General features: G+C 40.9%; 17 protein-coding genes and 1 rRNA gene. 3 read left to right on the plus strand and 15 right to left on the minus strand.

The window, feature by feature from the left end:
- Positions 1-22 precede the first annotated feature (22 nt).
- From AACQ49_RS12100 to pepQ, 5 genes are all read right to left on the minus strand, one after another.
- Positions 23-1,565 (minus strand): 16S ribosomal RNA (locus tag AACQ49_RS12100).
- Positions 1,566-1,983: 418 nt separating this feature from the next.
- On the minus strand, positions 1,984-2,514 hold the full coding sequence (gene hemG / locus AACQ49_RS12105) for a menaquinone-dependent protoporphyrinogen IX dehydrogenase (protein ID WP_004246101.1): 531 nt from the start codon (positions 2,512-2,514) through the stop codon (positions 1,984-1,986).
- A gap of 20 nt (positions 2,515-2,534) precedes the next feature.
- Positions 2,535-3,986 carry a Trk system potassium transporter TrkH gene (trkH, locus tag AACQ49_RS12110; RefSeq protein WP_004252906.1) on the minus strand — a complete coding sequence of 484 codons (1,452 nt, stop codon included), beginning with the start codon at positions 3,984-3,986 and terminating at the stop codon, positions 2,535-2,537.
- 25 nt (positions 3,987-4,011) lie between these two features.
- A complete protein-coding gene (locus AACQ49_RS12115; protein ID WP_004249519.1) occupies positions 4,012-4,632 on the minus strand; it encodes an IMPACT family protein in 621 nt (206 codons plus the stop codon).
- Complete coding sequence (gene pepQ / locus AACQ49_RS12120) at positions 4,632-5,966, minus strand: Xaa-Pro dipeptidase (RefSeq protein WP_161680102.1); 1,335 nt, start codon at positions 5,964-5,966, stop codon at positions 4,632-4,634. The genes AACQ49_RS12115 and pepQ overlap by 1 nt, the downstream gene beginning before the upstream one ends.
- Positions 5,967-6,254: 288 nt before the next feature.
- On the opposite strand from pepQ, the gene fadB reads away from it, so the two are divergent.
- Both fadB and fadA read left to right on the plus strand, forming a co-directional pair.
- Positions 6,255-8,435 carry a fatty acid oxidation complex subunit alpha FadB gene (fadB, locus tag AACQ49_RS12125; RefSeq protein WP_004252909.1) on the plus strand — a complete coding sequence of 727 codons (2,181 nt, stop codon included), beginning with the start codon at positions 6,255-6,257 and terminating at the stop codon, positions 8,433-8,435.
- Positions 8,436-8,446: 11 nt separating this feature from the next.
- Positions 8,447-9,610 (plus strand): acetyl-CoA C-acyltransferase FadA, encoded by a 1,164-nt coding sequence (gene fadA, locus AACQ49_RS12130; protein WP_161779058.1) that lies wholly within the window; start codon positions 8,447-8,449, stop codon positions 9,608-9,610.
- A 122-nt stretch (positions 9,611-9,732) separates the two neighbouring features.
- Here the strand turns inward: fadA and fre are convergent, their stop codons facing one another.
- From fre to pepE, 3 genes are all read right to left on the minus strand, one after another.
- Complete coding sequence (fre, locus tag AACQ49_RS12135) at positions 9,733-10,434, minus strand: NAD(P)H-flavin reductase (RefSeq protein ID WP_049196888.1); 702 nt, start codon at positions 10,432-10,434, stop codon at positions 9,733-9,735.
- Between the two features lie 15 nt (positions 10,435-10,449).
- Positions 10,450-11,919: a 4-hydroxy-3-polyprenylbenzoate decarboxylase gene (gene ubiD, locus AACQ49_RS12140; protein ID WP_012368791.1), complete on the minus strand. Its 1,470-nt coding sequence runs from the start codon at positions 11,917-11,919 to the stop codon at positions 10,450-10,452.
- Positions 11,920-12,038: 119 nt separating this feature from the next.
- Positions 12,039-12,764 (minus strand): dipeptidase PepE, encoded by a 726-nt coding sequence (gene pepE / locus AACQ49_RS12145; protein WP_004246111.1) that lies wholly within the window; start codon positions 12,762-12,764, stop codon positions 12,039-12,041.
- A 284-nt stretch (positions 12,765-13,048) separates the two neighbouring features.
- On the opposite strand from pepE, the gene rfaH reads away from it, so the two are divergent.
- Entirely contained in the window at positions 13,049-13,549 is a 501-nt protein-coding gene (gene rfaH / locus AACQ49_RS12150; RefSeq protein ID WP_004246114.1) for a transcription/translation regulatory transformer protein RfaH, read from the plus strand.
- 62 nt (positions 13,550-13,611) lie between these two features.
- Here rfaH and tatC read toward each other — a convergent pair whose 3' ends face one another.
- From tatC to rmuC, 7 genes are all read right to left on the minus strand, one after another.
- On the minus strand, positions 13,612-14,397 hold the full coding sequence (gene tatC, locus AACQ49_RS12155; RefSeq protein WP_004246116.1) for a Sec-independent protein translocase subunit TatC: 786 nt from the start codon (positions 14,395-14,397) through the stop codon (positions 13,612-13,614).
- A gap of 3 nt (positions 14,398-14,400) precedes the next feature.
- Positions 14,401-14,931 (minus strand): Sec-independent protein translocase protein TatB, encoded by a 531-nt coding sequence (gene tatB, locus AACQ49_RS12160; protein ID WP_004249526.1) that lies wholly within the window; start codon positions 14,929-14,931, stop codon positions 14,401-14,403.
- A 3-nt stretch (positions 14,932-14,934) separates the two neighbouring features.
- Positions 14,935-15,201, minus strand: coding sequence for a Sec-independent protein translocase subunit TatA (tatA, locus tag AACQ49_RS12165; RefSeq protein ID WP_004246118.1), 267 nt, complete (start codon positions 15,199-15,201; stop codon positions 14,935-14,937).
- Positions 15,202-15,326: 125 nt separating this feature from the next.
- Positions 15,327-16,964, minus strand: coding sequence for a ubiquinone biosynthesis regulatory protein kinase UbiB (gene ubiB, locus AACQ49_RS12170; RefSeq protein WP_004246119.1), 1,638 nt, complete (start codon positions 16,962-16,964; stop codon positions 15,327-15,329).
- Positions 16,964-17,605, minus strand: coding sequence for a ubiquinone biosynthesis accessory factor UbiJ (locus tag AACQ49_RS12175; RefSeq protein ID WP_004246120.1), 642 nt, complete (start codon positions 17,603-17,605; stop codon positions 16,964-16,966). The genes ubiB and AACQ49_RS12175 overlap by 1 nt, the downstream gene beginning before the upstream one ends.
- A gap of 1 nt (position 17,606) precedes the next feature.
- A complete protein-coding gene (gene ubiE / locus AACQ49_RS12180) occupies positions 17,607-18,362 on the minus strand; it encodes a bifunctional demethylmenaquinone methyltransferase/2-methoxy-6-polyprenyl-1,4-benzoquinol methylase UbiE (RefSeq protein ID WP_004246121.1) in 756 nt (251 codons plus the stop codon).
- Between the two features lie 81 nt (positions 18,363-18,443).
- Entirely contained in the window at positions 18,444-19,784 is a 1,341-nt protein-coding gene (rmuC, locus tag AACQ49_RS12185) for a DNA recombination protein RmuC (protein ID WP_004246122.1), read from the minus strand.
- Between the last annotated feature and the right edge of the window lie 94 nt (positions 19,785-19,878).

Consider the following 19,878-nt stretch of genomic DNA (forward strand, 5'->3'; position numbering starts at 1 on the left):
CACATAACACGTATCTCTTAGGTAAGGAGGTGATCCAACCGCAGGTTCCCCTACGGTTACCTTGTTACGACTTCACCCCAGTCATGAATCACAAAGTGGTAAGCGCCCTCCCGAAGGTTAAGCTACCTACTTCTTTTGCAACCCACTCCCATGGTGTGACGGGCGGTGTGTACAAGGCCCGGGAACGTATTCACCGTAGCATTCTGATCTACGATTACTAGCGATTCCGACTTCATGGAGTCGAGTTGCAGACTCCAATCCGGACTACGACAGACTTTATGAGTTCCGCTTGCTCTCGCGAGGTCGCTTCTCTTTGTATCTGCCATTGTAGCACGTGTGTAGCCCTACTCGTAAGGGCCATGATGACTTGACGTCATCCCCACCTTCCTCCGGTTTATCACCGGCAGTCTCCTTTGAGTTCCCACCATTACGTGCTGGCAACAAAGGATAAGGGTTGCGCTCGTTGCGGGACTTAACCCAACATTTCACAACACGAGCTGACGACAGCCATGCAGCACCTGTCTCAGCGTTCCCGAAGGCACTCCTCTATCTCTAAAGGATTCGCTGGATGTCAAGAGTAGGTAAGGTTCTTCGCGTTGCATCGAATTAAACCACATGCTCCACCGCTTGTGCGGGCCCCCGTCAATTCATTTGAGTTTTAACCTTGCGGCCGTACTCCCCAGGCGGTCGATTTAACGCGTTAGCTCCAGAAGCCACGGTTCAAGACCACAACCTCTAAATCGACATCGTTTACAGCGTGGACTACCAGGGTATCTAATCCTGTTTGCTCCCCACGCTTTCGCACCTGAGCGTCAGTCTTTGTCCAGGGGGCCGCCTTCGCCACCGGTATTCCTCCACATCTCTACGCATTTCACCGCTACACATGGAATTCTACCCCCCTCTACAAGACTCTAGCCAACCAGTTTCAGATGCAATTCCCAAGTTAAGCTCGGGGCTTTCACATCTGACTTAATTGACCGCCTGCGTGCGCTTTACGCCCAGTAATTCCGATTAACGCTTGCACCCTCCGTATTACCGCGGCTGCTGGCACGGAGTTAGCCGGTGCTTCTTCTGCGGGTAACGTCAATTGACAAGGGTATTAACCTTATCACCTTCCTCCCCGCTGAAAGTACTTTACAACCCTAAGGCCTTCTTCATACACGCGGCATGGCTGCATCAGGCTTGCGCCCATTGTGCAATATTCCCCACTGCTGCCTCCCGTAGGAGTCTGGGCCGTGTCTCAGTCCCAGTGTGGCTGATCATCCTCTCAGACCAGCTAGAGATCGTCGCCTAGGTGAGCCTTTACCCCACCTACTAGCTAATCCCATATGGGTTCATCCGATAGTGCAAGGTCCGAAGAGCCCCTGCTTTGGTCCGTAGACATTATGCGGTATTAGCCACCGTTTCCAGTAGTTATCCCCCTCTATCGGGCAGATCCCCATACATTACTCACCCGTCCGCCGCTCGTCAGCAAGAAAGCAAGCTTTCTCCTGTTACCGCTCGACTTGCATGTGTTAGGCCTGCCGCCAGCGTTCAATCTGAGCCATGATCAAACTCTTCAATTAAAAGTGTTTGATGCTCAAAGAAATCGAAAACTTAGCTTATTCATTATATGAATTAACTTGTTAGTCACTCTTCAAGACTTGATACATCTAATTTTTTAGAAGATATCGTCTCTGCGAGTGCCCACACAGATTGTCTGATAATTTGTTAAAGAGCAGTGCAACTGTCGCTGCCGTTTCCGGTCTTCTGCGTTGTTGCGAGGAGGCGTATATTACGCTATTCCTATGAAGAGTCAAGAGTTTTTTCAAACTTTTTTCTTTTCTCTTCCCTTTCCGTCGTTGCTGTTGTCAGCTCATCGTCGGTCAGTGGGTGCGCATTATAGGGGCTTCTCAGATTAGCGCAAGTGTTTTTTGAAAAAAATTTACCGTTCGATTAAAACCCCAACAATGCGTACAAAAAACAGGTCACAACGAACAAATATCACTCAATTTTGGAAAATTTTGTCGCAAATTCGCTAACTTTATTCCAATCAGTATATTCGATTTCTTTTGTTGGATCGGTTTCACCCTTAGTCATCTTCATAATAAGCTGGATCATCACTCTATCAATCCATTTATAACGTGGGTAAAGAAGCGCGCCTGCAAAAACACCTGTTAATCTAGGCTTCCATGGAGTCTTATCTAAAAACTTACGCATATAAGCATTGGTTTCGGGTGTACTCTTTTCAGCTTTTCTTGCCGTAAGGTTCACCCCAAAAAAGGCGGATGGCATACTATTTAATTGAGAAAGGTGTTGGGTAATAAATTTATCCAGTACTTTATTAAAATAGCCATATCTAATTGATGCCCCAACTAACACTTTATTATAAGCAGATAAATTAAGGCTATGGTGAACAGCAGTTAAATCTCTTACATCACATTCATAGCCCTGTTGTCTTAGTTCATTAGCTATGTGCGTCATTATTTTTTTAGTTTGACCATCTGTACTGCAGTACAGCAACAGCGCGCTCATACATCACTCCTTGTTTTTGGTTAATCACGCCAAAATGTTGGTGTAAATAAAACCAATAATGTGAAAACTTCTAATCGGCCAAATAACATGGTGACAACAAGTATCCACTTAGCGGCTGGATTCATTGTTGTAAAGTTATCAGCAACAATACCTAATCCTGGACCCAAATTATTAAGTGTTGTAGCAATAGCAGAAAAAGCAGAAAACTCATCAACGCCTGTCGCTATTAATAGCATTAAGCTAATAATAAATACTAAAGCATATGCTGAGAAAAAGCCCCAAACCGCTTCTATAATACGTTCTGGTAATGCTCGATGTCCTAGTTTAATCGTATAAACCGCATTAGGGTGTACAAGACGTTTTAATTCACGAGAGCCTTGTAAAAATAGCAGTAAGATGCGGATTACTTTTAATCCCCCCCCCGTTGAACCAGCACAGCCCCCGATAAAGGCAGAGCACAACAGTAACAGAGGTAAAAAAGTTGGCCACTGGGCAAAACTATCTGTTGCAAACCCTGCGGTTGTTGCCATTGAAACAACTTGGAAAAAAGCTTGATTAATTGTTGTCCATCCAGAGTCATATACCGAATAGAGCCATAGAATAAGGCTACAAATAATCACTAATCCGAGCTGTATAAAAATAAACATGCGAAATTCAGGATCACGCCAATAAATATTGAGGCTTCGCCCTGTTAAAACCGAAAAGTGTAAAGCAAAGTTACACCCTGAAATTAATAGAAAAACACCAATAATGACGTTAATTGTTGGACTATTAAAATAGCCAATGCTTGCATCATGGGTAGAAAATCCACCGATTGCAATAGTAGAAAAACTATGCGAGATAGCATCAAACACGTCCATACCCGCAATCCACAACGCAAGGGCACAAATAATAGTGAGTAAGACATAAATCAGCCACAATGCTTTCGCAGTTTCTGCGATCCTTGGGCGCATTTTATTGTCTTTCAAAGGCCCCGGCATTTCTGCCCGATAAAGCTGCATTCCCCCAACGCCTAACAGTGGAAGAATTGCCACCGCTAATACGATGATCCCCATTCCCCCTAACCATTGCAGCATTTGGCGATAAAATAAAATCGCTTTAGGTAAGCTATCCAACCCAACAAGTGTCGTAGCCCCTGTGGTTGTTAATCCGGAAAAAGATTCAAAAAAGGCATCGGTAATCGATAGATGAGGTTGTTCCGAAAAAATAAAAGGCAATGCCCCTACGCTGCCTAACACAGTCCAAAATAAAACCACAATAAGAAAACCTTCTTTGGGTTTTAGATCACTTTTATTGTTTCGATTGGGGATCCACAACATTAGCCCAATAATAAGAGCGACAATAAATGTCTGACTAAATGCTCGTCCTGCACCATCCCGATAGATCAACGCAACGATACCGGGGATGATCATCGTGACAGAGAATAAAATAACAAGTAGCCCAACAATTCGGGTTATTGAACGAAAATGCATTTAGCGATTTCCTTGGTAGCAACGATTATTCATTCGGTTCTAAACATATTAATTGCATACTGCCACGACTGATATCGCGTAGTTTACTTTCAACTTTTTCACTCTCTACTGCTGGCAATGATAGTTCAAAAGTGACTTTATCAGTATATTCACTAGAGAGGATCTTCCCTTGATATTCTGCAATAACTTGCTCAAGTAATGACACTAAGGAATATTCACACTCCACAAGAAATCGGCGCTGAGGTACTTTGGTTTTCGTTGGCAAAAGTTTTAATGCCTGCTGTACCCCATTGCCATAAGCACGAACTAATCCGCCAGTGCCTAATTTGATCCCGCCGAAATAACGTACCACAACCGCAGTCACCTCTCCCATACCACTCCCTAACAGGGGTGCTAGAATAGGTTTTCCCGCCGTGCCTGTTGGTTCACCATCATCAGAAAAACCTAACTGTTGTGAATCATCCGGTCTTCCAGCAACAAATGCCCAACAATGATGCCGAGCATCGGGAAACTGCGCTTTAATTGATTGGATATACGCTTTGGCAGCCTCAATCCCTTCAGTATGAGCAATAAATGTAATAAAACGGCTCTTCTTTATTTCTTCACTGAATTCTACCGTTTCAGCGGGGATCAAATAAGCTTTCATCAGGCTAAATGTAAGTCTCTTGTCATATTTTCAATTTTGTTATCGTGAATAATAATATTATCTTCAATACGAATGCCACCAAAAGGCTTGAAGTGTTCAATCAAATGCCAATCAAAATGACTACGATATTTCCCTTCACGCCAAGGTGCTAATAACGAATCAATAAAATAGAATCCTGGCTCAATGGTAAGTACCATTCCCGGCTCTACAATACGTGTACAACGTAAGAAAGGATACATGGCTGGCGCAGCTAAATGAGTCCCTTTATCATCCTGCATAAATCCACCCGCATCATGAACTTGTAAACCTAGCGCATGGCCTAATCCATGTGGTAAGAAGGGAGTTGTTAATCCTTCACTCACCATCTCTTCTTCGCTAATCCCCTTAACGATACCGTATTTATGTAATAATCCGGCAATACGTTGATGCATTTGAATATGATATTCGCTGTAGCGTACTCCCGCTTTCATTGTCGCTATCAATGCCTGTTGCGCATCATTCATATCTTTGACTAAAGCAGTAAATTCATGATTTTCTTTCGCTGAATAAGTACGCGTAATATCCGCAGCATACCCATTATACTCTGCTCCCGCATCAATAAGGAAACTACGATATTCATCTGGCGATTGATGATCTAATTTGGTGTAATGCAAAACAGCAGCATGTTCATTTAATGCAACAATATTGCCATAAGGTACATCTGTGTCCCGATGTCCTGTTGCCATTAAATAAGCCATATTAATATCAAATTCACTTAACTCAGCTTGGAATGCCTCACGAGCGGCGATATGTCCATTGACTGCCATTTTCTGCGCTTCGCGCATACATGCCAGTTCATAACCCGTTTTATAAGCACGATAATAATGATAATAGTTAAGAAGAGATTGGTTATTAACATTATCAAGACTGACACCTAATGAATCAGCCCGTTGTGTATTTGGCCCAATATAAGCAGTATTTTTATTAATAAAAGGTGCTAGCTCTTTTTGAATATCATCGACATTTTTTAAATGGATCAGCTCAATTTCATGGGTCCAATAGCTACTTGGTAAAGCTTCAACACTATGCCAATAATCAACAGGTGAATAGAACCAGAGTTTTGGTTTATTGACACCATCAACCAATAACCAACAATGTGGCACATCAGTTACTGGCACCCCCGCTTTAAAGTGTGCATTCACTTTAAAAGGGTAATCACTATCATCAAGGAAAACACCAATAGGTTCACCAGAGTGAATCAAGACATTATCAAGGTGGTGTCTAGATAAAGCATCACGAGTACGATTTTGTAGTGTTTTGATATGTTCTTGATACAGAGAAAGCAATTTTTCCATTACTAATCACCTATCTTTATTTATTGTTAATTATTCAGCTTAACACGCCAACTCTTTTACAGGGTAACACCATAGCAAAAATAGCTTACCATGACTTATTACTATGTTTTTACGATCCTTAATTATGCTGATTTATTCATTTAAACCAATCATATAAAAATCAATATATTAGATAATTTCATTGTGATCAGCCCTACATTTCCTTAATCAAATATTTGCAATTAATTAACATTGTATTCACACTCTAATTATCTGGTCATACCAGTTTATACTTTAGGGAGAATACAAATGCTCTATCAAAGCGAAAATATTCAAGCCGATTGGGTGAAGCAAGGTATTGTTGAGCTCGTTTTCAATGCTAGCGGTTCTATTAATAAATTAGATACAAAAACGGTGGCAATGTTAAGCGAAGCGTTAACAGTATTAGAAAACACATCTGATCTAAAAGGGGTTATTTTACGTTCAGAAAAACCCGCCTTTATTGTTGGTGCCGATATTACCGAATTTTTATCACTTTTTGATGCACCCGTTGAAGAACTGACACAATGGCTACATTTTGCTAATCATATTTTCAATCGATTAGAAGATCTCCCCGTTCCTACAGTTTCTGCCATTAATGGCTACGCCCTAGGCGGTGGCTGTGAATGTGTATTAGCAACGGATTTTCGTATTGCATCACCGGATTTACGCATTGGTTTACCCGAAACAAAACTTGGTATTATGCCGGGTTTTGGTGGCTCTGTTCGGCTACCTCGCCTTATTGGCGTTGATAATGCCTTAGAAATTATTACCGCAGGTAAAGATATTAATGCCGAAACGGCACTTAAGAATGGCTTAATTCAAGCTATTGTCCCTGTTGATAAGCTAAAAGAAAGTGCCATTTCACTGATAGAGCAAGCCATTGATGGCAAATTTGACTGGCAAGCTGCTCGTCAACCTAAAACTGTGGCGTTAAGATTAACGGAACTTGAACATAAAATGTCATTTGCTGTGGCAAAAGGCATGGTGATGAAAGTCGCAGGCCCTCATTATCCAGCCCCAATGACCGCCGTTAATACGATAGAAAAAGCCGCATTTCTAGATAGAAAAGCGGCACTTGAATTGGAAACAGAAAACTTTGTCAAACTGACCCGCACCGATGTTGCCAAAGCATTAGTGGGTATTTTCCTTAATGATCAATATGTGAAAGGTATTACTAAAAAACGTCATGCTAGCTTACCAAAACAAGCGGCAGTATTAGGCGCGGGGATCATGGGTGGCGGAATTGCCTATCAATCTGCACTAAAGGGCATTCCTGTTACCATGAAAGATATTAATGCCAACTCCCTTGAATTGGGTATGACAGAAGCACTCAGTCTGTTACAAAAACGTCAAGAAAAAGGACGTATGAGTGCCGTTGATATGGCAAAAACCCTCGCCTCTATTCATCCTACCCTAAACTATGCCAGTGTAGCTGATGCACAAATTGTGGTCGAAGCGGTGGTTGAAAACCCTAAAGTAAAAGCCTCTGTACTTGCTGAAACCGAAGCGCTCCTTGCTGATCATGCTGTACTTGCTTCGAATACCTCAACAATCCCCATTTCGCTACTTGCCAAATCACTAACACGCCCTGAAAATTTCTGTGGAATGCACTTCTTTAATCCCGTTCACCGCATGCCTTTAGTTGAGATCATTAAAGGTGAAAAAACCAGTGAAGAGACGATTAATCGCATTGTCAGTTATGCTAGCAAAATGGGTAAAACGCCAATCATTGTTAATGACTGTCCGGGGTTCTTTGTCAATCGCGTGCTCTTCCCTTATTTCGCCGGGTTTTCTCTTTTATTAAGAGATGGTGCTGATTTTATTGCTGTAGATAAAGTGATGGAAAAAGTCTTTGGCTGGCCAATGGGCCCGGCTTATTTACTGGATGTTGTCGGTATCGATACAGCGAATCATGCTCAAGCAGTGATGGCTCAAGGTTTCCCAGACAGAATGGGCAGTATTGATAAAGACGTTATTGCGCTTTTATATCAACAACAACGCTATGGTCAGAAAAATAATCATGGTTTCTATGACTACACTATTGATAAGCGTGGTAAAAAACAAAAGCAGGTAGATAACGATATTCACAGCCTTATTGAACATCATGTCGGCAAAAAACAGGAATTTAACCAAGACACTATTATTGCTCGTATGATGATCCCAATGATCAATGAAGTTATTCGTTGCTTAGATGAAGGCATTATCGCCTCACCTGCAGAAGCCGATATTGCATTAGTGTATGGTTTAGGCTTCCCTCCTTTCCGTGGTGGTGTCTTCCGTTACCTCGATACCATTGGATTAGCACAATTTGTTGCAAATGCAGAGCAATACTCAGAATTAGGGCCACTTTACCAAATTCCTGAGAGCTTAAAACAAAAAGCATTACGTAACGAAACCTACTATCCAAAGCCTGCAAAAGTAGATGTTAACATCAGAGAACTCGCTTAAGGAGAGAAGAAATGGAAAAGGTTGTCATAATTGATGGTGTTCGCACCCCAATGGGACGTTCAAAAGGCGGGGCATTTCGCCATGTAAGAGCTGAAAATCTCTCTGCGCAATTAATGCAAGCTTTGCTTAAGCGTAACCCTGATATTGATCCCAATGATATTGGCGATGTGATTTGGGGCTGTGTGCAACAAACTTTAGAGCAAGGCTTTAATATTGCACGTAATGCCGCACTATTAGCAGAATTACCGCATAAAGTTCCGGCAGTAACCGTCAATCGTTTATGTGGCTCTTCGATGCAAGCCTTGCATGACGGTGCTCGCCAAATTATGTTAGGAGAGAGCCAAGTTGCTTTAATTGGTGGCGTTGAACATATGGGTCATGTACCGATGACCTATAATGCTGACTTTAACCCAGCATTAAATCTTTCTGTGGCAAAGGCTTCATTCTCAATGGGGTTAACTGCAGAAATGTTAGCAAAATCATTTCAAATATCTCGCGAAGAACAAGACAAATTCGCCTATCGCTCACACCATTTAGCCGCCCTCGCGACCCAAAAAGGCTATTTTGACAACGAACTTGTTGCCATTAATGGTCATGATGCAGCAGGAGATTTTATACGCGTCAGCACGGATGAAGTTATCCGTTATAACCCAAGCCTTGATGAATTAGCACAACTTAGACCCGTGTTTGATCCCGCCACGGGCTCCGTTACTGCGGGGAATTCATCGGCCGTCTCTGATGGGGCATCCGCGATGTTTATCACGAGCGAAAGTTATGCTAAGCAACATCATTTAAAACCCCGTGCAATTATTCGTTCGATGGCGGTAACAGGTTGTGATCCGGCAATCATGGGATATGGTCCCGTTCCTGCCACTGAAATAGCACTAAAAAAAACGGGGTTAACCCTCAGTGATATTGATATCTTTGAACTTAACGAAGCCTTTGCAGCGCAATCCTTAGCTTGCATGAAAAAAATGAATTTACTCGATAGCATTGATGACAAAATCAATCTTAATGGTGGTGCTATTGCACTTGGGCATCCATTAGGTTGTTCTGGTGCCAGAATAACCACCACGCTATTAAATATTATGGAGCGTAAAGATGCACAATTAGGATTAGCGACAATGTGTATTGGATTAGGCCAAGGGATAGCAACCATTATTGAGCGAGTTTAATCAAGATGATTTTTCATTTTGAGTAATATCACTTGGTTGACATGTTTGATTGCTTGGTTTTTTAACCATTTTCCCGCCGTCAGGGGCGGGTTTTTTTATGGTTTTTTTATCGTTATTGCGTGTTAAATAAACTCAAAAGCATCACTAAATAAGCGTTCTCTATCAGCATTACGCTCATTACAAAAACGATCTCGCGCTATTTTAGCCATTTCAAAACGTCCTGCGATATAAATATCATAGGATGATAAATCGCCAAAATCTTCACTAATTGCCGTTAATACAGTCCCTTTTCTACCACGCCAAGCGTCATCAGGTTGTTCAACAACAGGTACGACTGATAATGAGGGATACTTTTCCGTTAAATCTTGCAACTCATTAAGATCATAAAGATGTACCTGCTCTCGTCCTCCCCAATAAAGCGTTACCGCACGTTGAGGATTTTCTTGTAATGCCGCTAGCAAGATAGAGTGAGTATAAGAAAATCCTGTTCCTCCTGCGATAAGCAACAAAGGACGTTGGCTCTGTTGTCTAAACCACGCATTACCATGGGGAATATCAATCTTTAATTGTTGAGTTTCTAAAATAAGATCGAGCACAGCCATTGCGTAAAGATTCAGATCTGACGCGCCAATATGAAGCTCAATAAAGTCTTTATTTTCGGGAATAGAGGCAATAGAGAATGGGCGCTTATCTCGCTCATCCATAACCGCTAAAAGGTATTGTCCAGCCTGAAAATCAAATGGGCCATCAGGTAATAATCTTACCCGATACACCGTATCTGTTATCGGCTCAACGAGTGAGACTTTACAGTTCAGTATCGCCATGTTGTTCCTCTATTATTATTTAACAATATCGAGCTGTTCCCAAATAGTATCGACCCGCTGTTTTATTTCATCCGTCATTACGATAGGTCGCCCCCACTCTCTCTCTGTTTCACCGGGCCATTTATTGGTCGCATCTAACCCCATTTTGGAGCCTAAACCTGAAACAGGTGAAGCAAAATCAAGATAATCAATTGGCGTATTTTCCATCATAATGGTATCTCTTGCGGGATCCATTCTAGTTGTGATAGCCCAAATCACATCTTTCCAATCTCTTGCATTCACATCATCATCGCAAACAATCACAAATTTAGTATACATAAATTGTCGCAAATAAGACCAAACTCCCATCATTACGCGTTTAGCGTGACCAGCATACTGCTTTTTCATGGTCACAACCGCTAAACGATAAGAGCAACCTTCAGGAGGTAAATAAAAATCGACAATCTCAGGAAATTGTTTTTGTAATATCGGTACTAATACTTCATTAAGCGCAACGCCTAATACTGCCGGCTCATCCGGTGGACGCCCTGTATAAGTAGAGTGATAGATAGCATCTTTACGACGTGTTAGATGTGTTATGGTAAATACTGGAAAAGAGTCAATCTCATTATAATAACCAGTATGATCACCATATGGCCCTTCTGGTGCAAGCTCACCGGGTTCGATATACCCTTCGAGAATAATTTCGGCACTTGCCGGGACTTCCAAGTCATTGGAAAGGCATTTAACGACTTCTGTTTTATTACCTCGCAATAATCCAGCAAAGGCATATTCAGATAATGTATCTGGTACTGGCGTTACGGCACCTAAAATTGTCGCAGGATCAGCCCCTAATGCAACAGAAACGGGAAAACGTTCTCCTGGGTGTTTTTGACACCATTCTTGGAAATCTAACGCGCCACCGCGATGAGATAACCAACGCATAATCACCTTATTTTTGCCAAGCACTTGTTGGCGATAAATACCTAAATTCTGGCGCTCTTTAAAAGGCCCTCGCGTTACTGTAAGTCCCCATGTAATCAAAGGGGCTGCATCTTCAGGCCAACAATGCATCACTGGGATCTTAGTTAAATCAACATCATCGCCAGTTAACACAACCTCCTGACAAGGGGCTTTGCTCAGGCGCTTAGTTGGCATATTTAAAACTTGCTTAAATTTAGGTAACTTATCAAAAAGATCACGAAATCCTTTCGGAGGATCAGGCTCTTTTAAAAATGCTAATAGCTTACCCACTTCATGTAAGGCTTTAACATCATCTTGCCCCATCCCCATAGCAACACGCTCAGGTGTACCAAATAAATTACATAGCACTGGCATATCAAACCCTTTAGGATTTTCAAATAACAGTGCAGGCCCACCAGCACGTAATGTTCTGTCCGCTATTTCGGTCATTTCAAGGTAGGGATCTATTTCAAAGGTGATGCGTTTTAATTCACCTTTTTCTTCGAGTAATGAAAGGAAATCTCTTAAATCGCGGTATTTCATCATAATCTTACGAGCCAGTGAGTGAGAGAAAAGAGGGCAAAGCCCTCTTTGAAACACTATAAGCTAAACGCATAACTCACTAAAAAGCAATGCCTTTTATATGAGATTGCAAATTATTATTATAAACAGCGAAATGGAACCCATTTTGCCAACATTTTTGTATCAAACTGTTCTGGAAAAGTTTTTCCATGTTGGAAAATTTTAAAGCCTTCATTTTTAGCGCTGTAATAACGTAACTCTTCACCCTGAATATATAAGTAACTACCTTCACGAATGGCAACCACTATCTCGTCTGGGTTCATCGCACAAAACTCCGCAATACGCTCATCTCGAGTTTCGCCCATATGTCCACTAATGGTGGCATCAATATAGTGCGGGTTAATTTGTACAGGGAATAATCCCAGTGAAGGCATAACAACAGAACAGCGCACAGGCATATCATTTGTAGTACGGATAGTCGGAGTGGCAACATTACAACCCGCACTCCAACCGATATAAGGGATATTACGTTCACGAACTGCACGCTGGATAGGAACCACTAATCCTTTCTCATGCAGCATTTGGTTTAATAACCACGTATTCCCCCCACTAACTAAAATACACTCAGCATTGTTAATGGCTTCCACTTCTGAATCAAAATGTTCAATACAAGTCACTTCAATACCTAATACTTCTGATAATTCACGAGCACGTTGGTCGTGATCAGAACGAATAACCGCATATGCAATAAGCACGGCAGAACGAATACCACGCTTTTTAATCATGCTGTCGATATTATCTTTGGCGTAACTTAACCATTGTGGGTCCCCGGCAATCTTCCCATTACTCAATAAAAAAACTTCCATTTGAAAACCTCTTTATAATTATGGATCAGGATCTAAGATAATTATCTTGGGAGTTTTTTCTTGTTTTTGCCATCATTTTTTTGTCAACTTGTTACCTCTATCTGAGATAAGATTGAAACTTCTCAAAACCACTGCATTTATTGCGTCTGAACACGGTTTCAGTGATCATTTTCTAGTATAAAATTGCATTTCACTTGTTACATTTACCGACAGATGACTGTTACCTTTATCATAAATTTGCTATTATCCTCCTAATTAAGATCAACTAACCCTTTGTCTCTATTATGAAAAACTGGCACCTTCTGTATTGTAAACGCGGACAAATCGCTCGGGCGATCGAACACTTAGAACGTCAGCAGGTGATCTGCTTTACGCCGATGGTGACAATAGAAAAGTTAATAAGAAATAAAAGAACTTTGGTCACCGAGCCTTTGTTCCCGAATTATCTATTTATTCAATTTGATCCAGAGGTCATTCATACCACTACGATAAATTCTACCCGTGGTGTTAATGCCTTTGTGCGCTTTGGACGCTATCCTGTCACAGTGCCACAAGAGGTTATAGATACCTTACAATCGCCGACACCGTCTTCAGTTATCTACAGTGAAGAAAATGTGCCGCATAGTGGTGATTATGTATTAATTACGGAAGGTGTTTTTCAGGGGATCAAAGCGATATACCAAGAGCCAGACGGCGAAACTCGCTCTATTTTGCTATTAAAAATATTAAATAATGAAGTGAAAAAATCCGTTGATAATAAAGAGTTTAAAAAAGAGCCTTTCTAAAAAGTTAACCCAGCCTTAGCTGGGTTAATAAATTATGTTTTTAGAAAACTCACTTCCTAAAATTATTTCTGCTGTTCTGTTGCTTGCGCCTCAGCCTCTTCAGCTTCTTCTTCTGGTGTTTTTCTTCTGCCATTATTGACATAAAAACGGGACACCAAGACACCAATCTCAAACAATAAATACATCGGTATTGCTAATAATGTTTGAGAAAAAACATCAGGTGGCGTTAATACCATGCCAATAACAAAAGCACCCACTAAGATATAAGGACGTTTTTTCTTTAATGCATCAGGTGTTGTGACACCACTCCAGCACAGCAAGATAATCGCAATAGGAACTTCAAATGCTGCCCCAAACGCCATAAACAGCGTCATTACGAAACTTAAATACTTACTGATATCTGGAATAAAGTTAACCCCTTCTGGGGTAGTATTCACAAAGAAACCAAATGCAAGTGGAAACACAACAAAATACGCAAACGCCATACCGAGATAAAATAATACGGTACTTGAAACCAGTAACGGTAACATTAAGCGGCGTTCATGTTTATACAGTGCTGGTGCGATAAAAGCCCATACCTGATAAAGGATCACAGGAACAGAAGCAAAAACGGATACCATAATAGTCAATTTAATCGGCGTCAAAAAAGTTGAGGCAACATCAGTCGCACTCATATTTGACCCCTGCGGCAACTTATCAAGTAAAGGTGCCGAGATTAATTGATAGATATCGTTAGAAAAATAAACCAAAGCCAGAAAAACCACTAGAACTGAAACTAAGCTGTACATTAGACGCTTACGCAGTTCTATTAAATGGCTGATCAGCGGTTGGGTATCATTTACTGCCATGTTTTAGTGCTCACCATTTGCCTGATCAGTTGTTTTCTTCTCTACTGTTACTGTTTTAGTAACAGGAACATCTGGCTTAATAACATGTTCTGTATTTTCAGTTACCGTTTTGGAACTGTGTTGAACATCGTCATTCGCTTCATTCGCTTCAGCCAGTGCCGCTAAATCAGAAGGCGTAGGTTCCGTAGAGTCGGTTTTTACAGACTGCTCTGTCTCTGTAGATCCTGGCGTTGTAGGTGCTTGATAAGTTTCTTTTAAAGACTGTGCAGCCTCTTTTAACTCATCCATCGACGCTTTTAGCTCAGGGGATAATGTTTGCAAATTCGCTTTCTCTTCCACTTTCTTCAGGCTCTCTTGAAGCTCTTGAAGTTTTAGTTCTTGAGTTAGCTCATTTTGCACATTCGCCGCCAAAGAGCGCAATGCCCTTACCCAGCCAGCAATTGTTTTTACTGCTACGGGCAATCGTTCTGGCCCCAGAAAAACAAGACCTATCACCATGACCAATAGCAGCTGACTAAAACCAATGTCAAACACGGTTTACACCTGCTCTTTATTTTTGCTCTCAGTGGTTGACTTCTCTTCTGTCGAAGTCTTCTGCGCTAAATTTTTAGTATCAAAATCTGCGTCGTTCGTGGTTTTTTCTGCGTTGTTGGTCTCTTTTTGGTTTTCGTCACCCATCGCTTTTTTAAAGCCTTTGACTGAAGCACCCAAATCTGAGCCTAAAGTGCGCAGTTTATTAGTACCAAATAATAAGACTACGATGACAGCGATGATGAGTAATTGCCAAATGCTAATACCGCCCATTTTATGTTCCTCAACTATTTTAGGAGTTATACTTTACAACAGTGCCCATTATATACATCGAATTCAATTTTCGGGAATCTCGAATTCATATTATAAATTGTTCAAAGACAAACTTTGATGTGTTTTTATTGTGCATTACCTGATTTAAACCAGCCCCAAATCCATGCGAGAAGGCCTAAACTGATAAAAACACTAAATAATGTTTTAAAACCAGAAACAAAAAACAGGCTACCGCATAAAAATAGCGTTGTTCCCATACCCAATAAAAAATAGGACTGTCTTTGTTTGACTCTCTGTGAACTTATTTGTTCCGTCAATTTTTCTAGCGTTAACTTCATATTTTTGTGTTGTTTCAGGCTATCATAAACCAATTCAGGCAATTCAGGCATCTTTTCAATCCAGTAAGGCGCCTTACTTTTGATACCATTTACCAACGCAGTAATACCAATTTGACTATGTAGCCAATCTTCTAAGAAAGGTTTTGCCGTTTTCCAAAGATCAAGCTGTGGATAAAGCTGACGACCTAAGCCTTCAACATACAACAAAGTTTTTTGCAGTAAAACCAATTGCGGTTGTACTTCCATATTAAAACGACGAGCCGTATTAAAAAGATTCAGTAGCACATGCCCAAAAGAAATTTCTGACAAGGGTTTTTCAAAGATTGGCTCACACACTGTGCGAATAGCAAATTCAAAATCTTCTACATTGGTATCAGCAGGTACCCAACCAGAATCAACGTGTAACTCAGCCACACGACGATAGTCACGATTAAAGAATGCTAAGAAGTTTTCCGCTAAATAACGTTTATCTTCTTTATTCAGTGAGCCGACAATACCACAGTCAATGCCAATATAGTATGGGTTTTCCGGATGATCATAACTGATAAATACATTACCCGGATGCATATCTGCATGGAAAAAACTGTCTCTAAATACTTGAGTAAAAAAGACTTTAACCCCACGCTCTGCCAATAGCTTCATATTGGTATTTTGGGCATTTAACGCATCAATATCTGAAACAGGAATACCATAAATACGCTCCATCACCATTACATTTTCATGGCAATAATCCGAATACACTTCCGGAATATAAAGCATAGAGCTATTTTCAAAGTTACGACGCAATTGAATGGCATTTGCCGCTTCACGTAATAGGTTTAGCTCATCAAGTAATGTTTTTTCATATTCGCGGATCACTTCTTTAGGCCGTAACCGACGCCCATCGGGTAAAAATGGCAATAAATTCGCTAACCGATACATCAAACGAATATCCGCTTTAATAACAGGCTGAATATCAGGACGGATCACCTTTAATACCACTTCTTTACCATTTTCTTTCAATGTAGCGGTATGGACTTGTGCAATTGACGCAGAAGCAAGAGGTGTTTCGTCAAAATCATCAAACCATTTATCGATAGGGCCACCAAATGATTTTTCAATATATTGTCGCGCTTTTTTACCATCAAAAGGAGCTACTTTATCTTGCAGTAACGCCAACTGATCAGCGATATGAGGAGGAAAAAGATCACGTCGAGTCGATAACATTTGACCCAGTTTTATCCAAACAGGCCCTAATGTTTGTAATGCAAGTCGTAAGCGTTCACCTAATGGTTTATCGGCATGCTGATTTTTGATCCAAAATAGTGCTCGGCACCCCAATCTTGCCGGCAAGGTAATTCGATGTTTAGGAATTAACTCATCAAGCCCATAAGATAAGAAGACTTTAATAATATGATAAAGGCGCTTTAACTCACTGAGGAGCATTATTTTTTCTCCAAGGTGCTTAACCGTTTTTCTAATTCGGCTGTTTGCTGTGCCAGTTGTTCTATTTCATCATAAAAATGGACAGTCTCTAATGTTGAGGGGGCGGTTTTCCACTCTTCAATCAAAGCGTCTCTTAAATAAGCTTTTTGTCGGCCAAATAGTGTAGTGAATAATTTGAGCCCTTTACTTGCTGCAAGCGATAATCCTTCTGCAGCCAAATCACCAATATAAGGCGCTAAATATTGCGCAGGCTCCCAGGGTGCCATATCCAGCAAGGCAGACCAGTTTTGTACCACCTGCATATCGCCTTCAATGGTAATATCACCACGATTAATTAATTCAGACAACTTTTGTCGGTCAGTGAGTTTAATTAAGGTTAATAATTTAGTTTTTATCGTGCAATCAGTCTCATCATTCCATTGAGTTAACACATCAACTTGCTGTTCGCTGAAAATTAAATAGATAGATTGAGGAAACTCATTAATAGAAAGCGCCAAGACTTTGCCCGCAAGGCGATTGCGGGCAGGTTTAAGCACATTTTCCTGATATAAAACATGATTAAGTGCCGTTTCCATCGATGCAGTTATCAGTGGATAGAGCACTTGAGAAGCAATATCATGAGAAAAAGTGGCTTTTTCCATCTTAGAATTTAAACCCTTTGTGTAATGCAACTATACCTCCAGTCATATTGGTATAGGAAACCTGATCAAACCCAGCTTCTTCCATCATTCCTTTTAATGTTTCTTGGTCTGGGTGCATGCGAATGGATTCGGTTAAATAGCGATAGCTATCTGCATCATTCACAATCACTTGACCAATTCTTGGTAATATATGGAAAGAGTAAGCATCATAAATCTTACTTAGCGGATCAAGAACGGGTTTAGAGAATTCAAGGACTAATAGACGTCCACCGGGTTTTAGCACACGGAACATAGAACGTAACGCTTTGGCTTTATCAGTCACATTACGTAAACCGAACGAGATAGTGATACAGTCAAAGTAATCATCAGGGAATGGCAGCTCTTCTGCATTCGCTTGTACATAACTGACATTACCAACAATACCGTGATCACGCAGTTTCTCACGTCCCATTTTTAACATGGAGTCATTGATATCAGCTAAAACCACTTCACCATTCTCTCCTACTAAACGAGAGAATTTTGCCGTTAAATCGCCGGTTCCACCTGCCAAGTCAAGTACACGTTGATTACGTCTTACACCACTTGCCTCAATGGTATAGCGTTTCCAGACACGATGGATGCCAAAAGACATTAAGTCATTCATTAAATCGTATTTAGATGCAACAGAGTGAAAAACCTTGGCCACCATGGTTTGTTTTTCATCTTTGTCAACGGTTTGGAAACCAAAATCTGTTGTTTCCTTAGATTGTTGAGTCATATTATTTGCCCGCTAATTAATCAAAATTTAGTAAATTCAGTACATTTCTTGCCCGGAAACCGCTATTTTTATTTATGTAAATCAATCAGAAGCTGATTTTTCAACCAGATCATTATCAATGGTCTTTTTTATCTCAACCCCTAAGGATTTAAAGCCTTCTGCTTGGCTGATAAGGTTTCCACGACCTTCAGAGAGTTTTTTCATCGCTAATAGATAGCCCGATTGCGCTTTTTGAATGCTATTACCTAGCCCTTGCATATCATCAACGAAAAGTCTTAATTTGTCATACATTTTAGCCGCTCTATCAGCAATTTCTTGCGCATTTTGGCTTTGGTATTCATAACGCCACAATGCGGCTATTGTACGCAAAGCAACAAGTAAAGTAGATGGCCCAACCAACATTATATTATTTTTCAATGCTTCTTCTAATAAATCTGGAGAATGACCAATAGCAACGAGGTAAGCAGGCTCTATCGGTATAAACATTAAAACGTAGTCTAACGAAGTCACTCCCGGTAGCTTATGATAATCTTTGAGACTTAAGCCTTTAATGTGCGCTCTGATAGAGTTCACATGAGCATGCAGCGCTTGTTTTTGTTCATTTTCATCACTGCTATTAAAGTATCTTTCATAAGCAATCAGCGACATTTTAGCATCAATAATCACATCTCGACGATGCGGTAAATGCACAATCACATCGGGTTGATAACGACTGCCATTTTCATGGCGAATACTGACTTGAGTTTCAAACTCGTGCCCTTCGCGTAAACCAGATGACTCTAAGATCCGCGCTAATACCGTTTCTCCCCAGTTGCCTTGGATTTTATTATCCCCTTTTAAGGCATTAGTCAGATTAACGGCTTCTTGCGCCATTTTGACATTGAGTTGTTGCAGTTGGCGAATTTCATGTACCAGTGTATGCCTTTCTCGCGCTTCTTGTCCAAAACCTTCTTGTACCTGCCGACGAAAACTCTCTAGTTGCTCTCGAAATGGAGAAAGGAGATGGGTTAAACCTTGACGATTAAGCTCTTGCGCTTTACGTCCACTTTGCTCAAAAATGCGGTTAGCCAGATTTTCAAACTGAGTGGCTAGTCGTTGTTCACTATTAAGCAGTAAACGCTGTTTCTCTTCAGCGGATATTCGGCTCTCTTCCCAACGCGTGGTCACTTCCCTTAATTCGGCTTCTTGAGAAGTAATTATTTCACGTTGTGCACGTAACTCTTGCTCTAAGTGCGCTATCTGTTGTTGTAAAGAAGGGATCACCAATGCTTTTTGTTGTGCAACCGCAAGCTGAGTATAATTTTCACGTAATAGGTTTTCTTTTTCGGCTAAGCGTTGTTGGATAAGCCACCAAACGGCGATCCCCCCCACCAAAACACCGCCTAATAAACCGATGATCCCGTATAACAACTGAATATCCACTCAAGTAACCTTTTTATTTTCTAGCGGGCTACGTTAAAACGCATCAGTAACATTGTCTAGCAACAATTTACATCATACGCTGATTTGCGATAAA

The sequence above is a fragment of the Proteus sp. G2675 genome (assembly GCF_963886535.1).
In the GTDB taxonomy this organism is placed as follows: domain Bacteria; phylum Pseudomonadota; class Gammaproteobacteria; order Enterobacterales; family Enterobacteriaceae; genus Proteus; species Proteus mirabilis.